The sequence below is a fragment of the Butyricicoccus sp. genome, from assembly GCF_050872565.1.
In the GTDB taxonomy this organism is placed as follows: Bacteria; Bacillota; Clostridia; order Oscillospirales; family Butyricicoccaceae; genus Butyricicoccus_A.
Window position 1 is genome coordinate 1 of the sequence record NZ_JBNMHC010000085.1, and the last position, 7538, is coordinate 7538.

At 48.0% G+C, this 7538-nt stretch carries 6 protein-coding genes and 1 pseudogene; 5 read left to right on the top strand and 2 right to left on the bottom strand.

The window, feature by feature from the left end:
- A partial coding sequence (locus tag ACR0P9_RS05165; RefSeq protein WP_432617972.1) for a phosphate--AMP phosphotransferase occupies positions 1 to 1107 on the bottom strand: 1107 nt, incomplete at its 3' end.
- Between the two features lie 226 nt (positions 1108 to 1333).
- Here ACR0P9_RS05165 and ACR0P9_RS05170 point away from each other — a divergent pair.
- The 4 genes from ACR0P9_RS05170 to pckA all read left to right on the top strand — a co-directional run bounded on the left by ACR0P9_RS05170 (position 1334) and on the right by pckA (position 6190).
- Positions 1334 to 1741 (top strand): Fur family transcriptional regulator, encoded by a 408-nt coding sequence (locus tag ACR0P9_RS05170; protein ID WP_432617974.1) that lies wholly within the window; start codon positions 1334 to 1336, stop codon positions 1739 to 1741.
- Between the two features lie 181 nt (positions 1742 to 1922).
- Positions 1923 to 3077 carry a 6-phosphofructokinase gene (locus tag ACR0P9_RS05175; protein WP_432617976.1) on the top strand — a complete coding sequence of 385 codons (1155 nt, stop codon included), beginning with the start codon at positions 1923 to 1925 and terminating at the stop codon, positions 3075 to 3077.
- A gap of 482 nt (positions 3078 to 3559) precedes the next feature.
- Complete coding sequence (locus ACR0P9_RS05180; RefSeq protein ID WP_432617978.1) at positions 3560 to 4342, top strand: carbon-nitrogen family hydrolase; 783 nt, start codon at positions 3560 to 3562, stop codon at positions 4340 to 4342.
- Positions 4343 to 4585: 243 nt separating this feature from the next.
- The gene (pckA, locus tag ACR0P9_RS05185) at positions 4586 to 6190 is read left to right on the top strand and encodes a phosphoenolpyruvate carboxykinase (ATP) (RefSeq protein ID WP_432617980.1); all 1605 of its coding nucleotides are present in this window, start codon (positions 4586 to 4588) and stop codon (positions 6188 to 6190) included.
- 86 nt (positions 6191 to 6276) lie between these two features.
- Here pckA and ACR0P9_RS05190 read toward each other — a convergent pair whose 3' ends face one another.
- Positions 6277 to 7185, bottom strand: coding sequence for a radical SAM protein (locus ACR0P9_RS05190; protein WP_432617982.1), 909 nt, complete (start codon positions 7183 to 7185; stop codon positions 6277 to 6279).
- Between the two features lie 108 nt (positions 7186 to 7293).
- Here ACR0P9_RS05190 and ACR0P9_RS05195 point away from each other — a divergent pair.
- A pseudogene (locus ACR0P9_RS05195) lies at positions 7294 to 7538 on the top strand (adenine deaminase); the annotation flags it as partial.

Here is a 7538-nt window from a genome sequence, read left to right on the forward strand (position 1 = left end):
GACGCGGCCATACCATGTGCGGTCAAAGACCGTGATGTGTCCATCTTCCGGTATGTGCTGCCAGAATCGCCACAGATGATTGTGTGCTTTTTCCGTCGGTGTCGGAGAGGCGATAGGAACAACTTGGTAGCCGCGCGGGTCGAGGGCTGCGGTCAGGCGTTTGATATTTCCGCCTTTTCCAGCAGCATCCCAGCCTTCATAGGCGATGACAATCGGGATGTGCTTGCGGTATACTGTGTTGTGCAGCTTGGCGAGCTTTTTTTGCTCTTTGCGAAGCATAGAGCGGTAAGCATCTTCATCAATCGAACGATACAGCGGAACATCTTCCAGCAGCGGCTTTTTGACGAGATGAAACGTGTGCATCTGGGCGTGATATTCCGAGGGAATGATACTCTTTTTCTCATCCAGTGCGGAGCGAATAGACTGGACGATGATTTGATAGATTTCATTCATGGCACTGCGCCGCTCTTGTGCACTGATGACATGCCAAGGGGCAAATACCGTGTTTGTCTTTTCTAACATCTCATCGTAAATACGATAGTATTCTTTGTAATGCTTGTTGCGGTACTGGTCGCGTTCCGTGACACGCCAGCGGGTATTTTTATTTCGCATGAGCTTTTCCTGCCGATGCGCTTGCTCTTTGGCAGAGATGTGCAGGAAAAACTTGATAATCAGATAGCCGTCTTGTGACAGCTGCCGTTCAAAAGTGTTGATACTTTCCATCCGGCTGTAGGCTTCTTCTACAGACAGTCCATTTTCCAACCGGGCACGGGAGACTTCCGGGTACCAGCTCTCATCAAAGATTGCCATTTGCCCGCGCTCCGGCGTGCGGCGCCAGTGCCGCCATAAAAACGGATAGCGCAGTTCTTCTGGTGTAGGATCCTTGGTGTTATAGACCTTGAAAAAGCGAGGATCCAGCGTTTGAATCATGCTGGCGATCATGCTTCCTTTGCCGGAAGAATCCCAACCTTCAAATAAGACGATGACAGGCAGCTTGTTGTCTTTCATGCGGTGCTGAAGCTGAGCCAGCTCGCCGCGTACTTCTCGCGTTTCCAAGCGGTATTCAACATCCGTCATGTGGCGGTTAAAATCAATATGATTCAGCATGAAGCTCCCTCCTTTGTGCTTGTGTGTAACAATAGAATGATTCTTATTATACCATAGTTTGCAGAGAAATGCATCGGATATACAGAAAGACCCAAGAAGAGGAGAAAAAGAAAAAAGTTACCTGCAAAAAACTAGTGGAAATACTTGACAGGCCATGTTGAAATTTGGTACTATATAAATATAAAAATGATTCCTGTTTTTAATGTGGTCGAAGGGGTGTTGCCTGATGAAATATTCCAGACAGAGAGAGCTTGTGCGCGAGGCTGTGGAGAAGTCTTCGATTCATCCGACTGCGGATGAGGTGTACCAAGAAGTGCGAAAGCGAGAGCCGACCATCAGTTTGGCAACGGTTTACCGCAATCTCAACCAGCTTTCCGAAAATCACCTGATTCGGCGTGTCGTCGTTCCGGGGGATTCAGATCATTTCGATCATACCTTAAAAGAGCATGAGCATATGATTTGTACCCAGTGTGGGTGCGTTGTGGATATTTGGCCGAAATCATCGCTTTGGGAGTACTTTTCCGGTATGGAGGAAGCACAAATCACAGGATATGATTTGACTTTGTATGGCGTCTGCAAGGATTGTGCACAGAAACAGTCTGGTGCAGCAGAGGAAGATGCACAGCAAGAGTGAATAAAAAAGCAGATGTTTTCACCTGCTTTTTTTCGTATAGCAAAGAATTGTCAAACTTGTGTAAAATGCATTGCGATATGAAGATGAATTTGGTATAATAGACATATTACCAGTGGCCAATGGAGAGAGAAAACGGCGGGCTGAGTAAAAAAGAATGGGACTTGTAGAAGGAGGAAACAGCATGAAACGAATTGGTATGCTGACGAGCGGCGGCGACTGTCAAGGTCTGAATTCGACCCTGCGCGGCGTGGCAAAAGCTTTGTATGAGGAATACGGCAAGGAAGTAGAAATCTACGGCTTTAAGGATGGATACAAGGGACTCATTCAGGGAGAATACCGCCTGATGTCTCCGGGCGATTTTTCCGGTATTTTGACGATTGGCGGCACCATTCTCGGCACATCGCGTCAGCCGTTTAAGAATATGCGGGATAAAGACGAAAATGGCGTGGATAAAGTCACCAAGATGATAAAGACCTATAAGGATATGGAGCTGGACTGCTTGGTTATCCTTGGCGGCAACGGCACGACAAAGACTGCCAATTTGCTGCGCGAAGAGGGCTTGAACATTATCTCTCTGCCGAAGACCATTGATAATGATCTGTGGGGCACAGAGGTTACGTTTGGCTATCAGACTGCCATGGATATTGCAACGGATGTTCTGGATAAAGTGCATTCCACCGCAACGTCACACAGCCGTGTATTCCTCGTAGAGATTATGGGACATGGCGCTGGCTGGCTGACCTTGAGTGCAGGCATTGCGGGCGGCGCAGATATTATCTTGATTCCGGAAATTCCGTATGATTTGGACGCCGTTGTCAACAAGCTGGAAGAACGCCGCAAACATGGTCATGCCTTCAGCATTGTTGCTGTGGCAGAAGGCGCAATTTCCAAGGAAGAAGCCAAGATGTCCAAGAAGGAATTCAAGGCAGCACGTGCTAAAATGACTGACCCGTCTATCAGCTTCAAGCTGGCGCGTGAGCTGGGTGAAAAATGCTCGCAGGAGATTCGCGTGGTGAATCCGGGACATATTCAGCGCGGCGGCGGTCCAGATGCATATGACCGCATTTTGACAACGCGTTTGGGCACTGGCGCGGCACGCCTGATTAAGCACAAGCAGTATGGCAATATGGTAGCGATTCGCAATAATGAGATTATTGCAGTTCCGCTTAGTGAGGTTGCCGGAAAGCTGAAGACCGTACCGGTAGATAACGATCTGGTACAGGCAGCTCGTGATATTGGCATCAGCTTCGGCGATGAGAGCCCAGAGAAGGAAAAGAAGAAGGATAAGAAAAAAGAGAAGAAGGACAAAGAAAAGAAAGAAGAGAAAAACGACTGATTTTCTTGTATCATAAAAGGGCTGTCCGGTATCGGATAGCCCTTTGTTCTTGACATAGCGTCGAGAAACATTTACAATATTTACTATGTGGAAATCACCGATCTTAGACTGAGTTTTTGCCAGATTTTGTAGGTCGGGACGGTAAAAAGACGGTTGCCTTGTCATCCCGCGCGAGCGGAATGGAGGTTTATATGTAGCTCTCGCGGGAAATTCTCAGTGGGGGTGATACATAATGATTGCTTTGTCTATTGCTGGAAATATTTGCAGTATTCTTGGATTTGCGTTTGCAATCTATGCGTACTGTAAACAGCAAAAGAAAAAGTGAGCCGTCTGCCGCAAACAGACGACTCATGTAATGCTGAGAGTAGTGATAGCTCTCAAAGTTTTATGATACTAGTCATGTGTGGTAACCGTCTGATTTCCACACTTTTATTATATGTAGATTTTAACAGAATGTCAATCATAAATTAAAAGAGGAAATAATGAGAGCAGCATTGATTCAACTTCATGTCAGCAGCGAAGAGACAGCGGCACAGCGCTGGGAACGAGCGGAACGGATTCTATCTCAACTCAAGGACCGAGCAGTAGATCTGATTTTGCTGCCGGAATTGTGGGGCGTTGGATTTTCTAACTTTGCACAGTATCGGGAAGCAGCAGAACCGCTGCACGGGGAGACACAAATTCGTCTGGCGCGATGGGCACGCGATGCAAACGCGCATATTGTGACTGGCAGTTTTATAGAAAAGCAAGAGGAATGTTTATATAATACGACGATGCTGTTAGACAACAGCGGAAACGTCATGGGAAACTATCGAAAGATACATTTGTTTGGATATAATTCGCAGGAACAGCAGCTGCTGACAGCGGGAGATAAAACCAGTGAAATACAGACACGATATGGCAAGGTTGGTCTGGCAACCTGTTATGATCTGCGCTTTCCGGAACAATTTCGCCGGATGGTATCTCGCGGCACAGAAGCATTTTTGATTTGTGCTGCATGGCCAAAAGCACGAATTGACGACTGGAAGCTGTTTTGCCGTGCCCGCGCATTGGAAAATCAGAGCTTTTTGCTCGCCTGCAACACCTGCGGCAAATGGAACGGGGAAGAAGGCGGCGGACACAGCATGATTGTTTCGCCGGAAGGCAAAATTTTGGCGCAGGCGGGAGAGGAAGAGGAACTCCTGCTGGCAGATATTGATTTGCAGGAAGTCAAAGATTTTCGTGCACGATTTCCTGCATTACATGACTACACGTGCATATCTTAAATCTTCCTGTGAAAATTGACGAAAATTTTGAGAAAACTTGGCAGCAAAATCTCGAAAAGTATACCATGTTTACACATATATTAGAGGAAAAAACGAGATAATTGTGAGAAATGCCGATTCTTTCCGTGTTTTTCGAGTAATTTAAGATGTTTTTCATATTGACATTTTCTCGCTGGTTAGATAACATTAAATCAACAGGATTTATACCTAATATAAATTTTTCAGGAAAGAGGTTGAACTAAGATGGCATCTATTGATTTAAGCAAATATGGCATCAGTGGCGCTACCGAAATCGTTTACAATCCGTCTTACGAACTGCTGTTTGAAGAGGAGACCAAGGAAGGTCTGTCTGGCTATGAAATTGGCAAGCTGACCGAACTGGACGCTGTAAACGTTATGACTGGCATTTACACCGGTCGTTCCCCGAAGGACAAGTTCATCGTAATGGATGACAACTCCAAGGACACTGTATGGTGGACTTCTGACGAGTACAAGAACGACAACCATCCGGCATCTCAGGAAGCTTGGAAGGCTGTTAAGGATCTCGCAGTAAAGGAACTGTCCAACAAGAGACTGTTTGTTGTTGATGCATTCTGCGGCGCAAACAAGGATACCCGTATGGCAATCCGTTTCATCGTAGAAGTAGCTTGGCAGGCACACTTTGTTACCAACATGTTCATCAAGCCGACTGCTGAAGAGCTTGAGAACTTTGAGCCGGACTTCGTTGTTTACAACGCTTCCAAGGCTAAGGTTGAGAACTACAAGGAACTGGGTCTGAACTCTGAGACCGCAGTAGTCTTCAACATCACCAGCCGTGAGCAGGTTATCATCAACACCTGGTACGGCGGCGAGATGAAGAAGGGTATGTTCTCCATGATGAACTACTACCTGCCGCTGAAGGGCATCGCTTCCATGCATTGCTCTGCAAATACCGACCTGAACGGCGAGAACACCGCAATCTTCTTCGGCCTGTCTGGTACTGGTAAGACCACCCTGTCCACCGACCCGAAGCGTCTGCTGATCGGCGATGACGAGCACGGCTGGGACGACAACGGCGTGTTCAACTTTGAGGGCGGCTGCTACGCAAAGGTTATCAACCTGGATAAGGAATCCGAGCCGGACATCTACAATGCAATCCGTCGTGACGCTCTGCTGGAGAACGTTACCGTTGCTGAGGATGGCAAGATCGACTTCGCTGATAAGAGCGTAACCGAGAACACTCGTGTATCTTACCCGATTGACCATATTCAGAACATTGTTCGCCCGATTTCTTCTGCACCGGCAGCTAAGAACGTTATCTTCCTGTCCGCAGACGCATTCGGCGTACTGCCGCCGGTTTCTGTACTGACTCCGGAGCAGACCCAGTACTACTTCCTGTCTGGCTTCACCGCTAAGCTGGCTGGTACCGAGCGCGGCATCACTGAGCCGACTCCGACCTTCTCCGCTTGCTTCGGTCAGGCATTCCTGGAACTGCATCCGACCAAGTACGCAGAAGAGCTGGTTAAGAAGATGGAGAAGAGCGGCGCTAAGGCTTATCTGGTTAACACTGGCTGGAATGGCACTGGCAAGCGTATCTCTATCAAGGATACCCGTGGTATCATCGATGCAATCCTGAATGGCGACATCAAGACTGCTCCGACCAAGACCATCCCGTACTTCAACTTTGAAGTTCCGACCGAACTGCCGGGCGTTGATTCTGGCATTCTGGATCCGCGCGATACCTACGCTGATGCTTCCGAGTGGGTTGCAAAGGCAAAGGATCTGGCTGGCAGATTCATCAAGAACTTTGCTAAGTACGAAGGCAACGAAGCTGGTAAGGCTCTGGTTGCAGCTGGCCCGCAGCTCTAATCGGCTGACGAGAACGCTCGTACTACATAAAAAATACAACAGCGAGATTGCTGATCGAAAGATCAGCGATCCCGCTGTTTTTTTGCTTATTTTACCGGACAGACGCCGGTTCCATCGAAATGAGGAATAAAACTTTCACTGATGGCTTCTGCCTCCTGTGTCCAGCCGTCTAGGCCGAGAAATGCCATTTCTTCACAGGCTTCTGCATACGCTTCATCTGTGATGGGATGCATCAGCTCCGGATAGTCAGTCAAATCGGTACAGGGCGTAAACTGCCGCATGAGACTGACAAAGACGTCGGTTTTCCAACGCTTGGCAATGGTGCGCAGAATATGCGCTGTGTCTGAGCCAAGTCCTGGAAGCATCAAGTGACGAATGATGGTACCGGAACGCATGAGTCCGTCCGAGTCAATCACAGGCTCTGCGGTTTGCCGCACCATTTCGTCAATGGCATCTACTGCGACATCGAAATAATCCGAAACATGCGAATAGCGCTCGCTGTAATAAGAGCTGTAATATTTGAAGTCAGGAAGATAAATATCAATCAGTCCGTCTAACATGCGCAAGGTCTCGACACGCTCATAGCCGCCGCAGTTATAAACAATCGGAATGGTCAGACCGCGCTCGCGCGCGAGTGGAATGGCTTCTGTGAGCTGCGCGGCATAATGTGTGGGTGTGACCAAATCAATATTGTGAGCGCCGCGCTGCTGCAGTGATAAAAAGGTATCTGCCAGACCGGAAACATCCGTATAGATACCGGACGGCTGCGCTCCTGTGCCGGAAATATCGTGGTTTTGACAGTATACACAGCCGAGCGGACAGTGGCAGAAAAAGACCGTGCCTGCGCCTTTGGTGCCGGACAGACAAGGCTCTTCCCATTGATGTAAATAGGCGAGACCTACGCGAATCTGCGCATCGGCACCGCAAAATCCACGTTCGCCTGCTTTTCGGTTTGCACCGCACATGCGCGGGCACAGCGTACAGTGTTCGAGCATGAAATGCCCCCTTTCTTGTCTATCATAGCATAAAAGACTGGGAAAATACAAGAAAATGCGGTATACTGTTATATAGAGAAAACACGAACAGATGGGGAGTGTCATACGATGGATTTTTCAAAGTTTCCTGAGCTGGCAAAGGCAGCCAGAGGAGAAGTACAGGCGGATCTGGTATTTCGAGGCGGAAACGTCATCAATGTCTTTACCGGAGAGATTTTGCGCACATCGGTTGCTGTCACAGATGGTGTGATTGTTGGCATTGGCGATGAATATAGCGGCAAACAAGAAATTGATCTGAAAGGAAAATATCTGTGTCCGGGATTTATTGATGGACATCTGCATTTGGAATCGAC

Excerpts from the sequence above, each read along its gene's own strand:
- ACR0P9_RS05170 (WP_432617974.1), top strand. The coding sequence starts at position 1,334 with ATGAAATATTCCAGACAGAGAGAGCTTGTGCGCGAGGCTGTGGAGAAG.
- ACR0P9_RS05175 (WP_432617976.1), top strand. The coding sequence starts at position 1,923 with ATGAAACGAATTGGTATGCTGACGAGCGGCGGCGACTGTCAAGGTCTG.
- ACR0P9_RS05180 (WP_432617978.1), top strand. The coding sequence starts at position 3,560 with ATGAGAGCAGCATTGATTCAACTTCATGTCAGCAGCGAAGAGACAGCG.
- pckA (WP_432617980.1), top strand. The coding sequence starts at position 4,586 with ATGGCATCTATTGATTTAAGCAAATATGGCATCAGTGGCGCTACCGAA.
- ACR0P9_RS05190 (WP_432617982.1), bottom strand. The coding sequence starts at position 7,185 with ATGCTCGAACACTGTACGCTGTGCCCGCGCATGTGCGGTGCAAACCGA.